This is a genomic window from Methylorubrum zatmanii (genome assembly GCF_014845115.1).
Taxonomy (GTDB): domain Bacteria; phylum Pseudomonadota; class Alphaproteobacteria; order Rhizobiales; family Beijerinckiaceae; genus Methylobacterium; species Methylobacterium zatmanii.
Genome location: NZ_NKUI01000325.1, coordinates 1 through 527, shown reverse-complemented (window position 1 = coordinate 527; position 527 = coordinate 1). Strand labels below are relative to the sequence as shown.

The following is a 527-nucleotide window of genomic DNA, read 5'->3' as shown; positions in this document are numbered from 1 at the left end:
CGCCCTCGATCTCTCGGCCCTGCTGTGCTCGCGCGTGTGCCACGACGTGATCAGCCCGATCGGTGCGATCGTGAACGGGCTCGAAGTGCTGGAGGACGACAACGATCCCTCCATGCGTGAATTTGCCCTCGAACTGATCCGCAAGAGCGCGCGCACCGCCTCGGCCCGGGTTCAGTTCGCGCGCATCGCCTTCGGCGCCGCCGGTTCGGCCGGCGCCTCGATCGATCTGGCCGATGCGGAGAAGGTGTCGCGGGCGATGTTCGCCGACGAGAAGACCCAGATCGCCTGGAGTGCCCCCCAGGCCCTGTTCCCCAAGAACAAGGTCAAGCTCCTGCTCAATCTCGTGGTGATCGCCTCCGGCGCGATTCCCCGCGGCGGCCTGATCGACGTGGCGGTGACCGGCGGCGGCGAGGCGCCACGCTTCGTGCTCCGGGCCAAGGGCAGCCATGCCCGCATCCCGCCCCATGTCGAGGCGCTGATCGCCGGCACGCCGGAGGGCGGCACCGTCGATGCCCACGGCATCCTGC

General features: G+C 69.4%; 1 protein-coding gene. It reads left to right on the top strand.

Going from position 1 to position 527, the window contains the following annotated elements; genetic code table 11:
- Positions 1 to 527, top strand: a 527-nt coding sequence (chpT, locus tag MZTS_RS24385; RefSeq protein ID WP_192285889.1) for a histidine phosphotransferase ChpT, incomplete at both ends; no start/stop codon positions are given.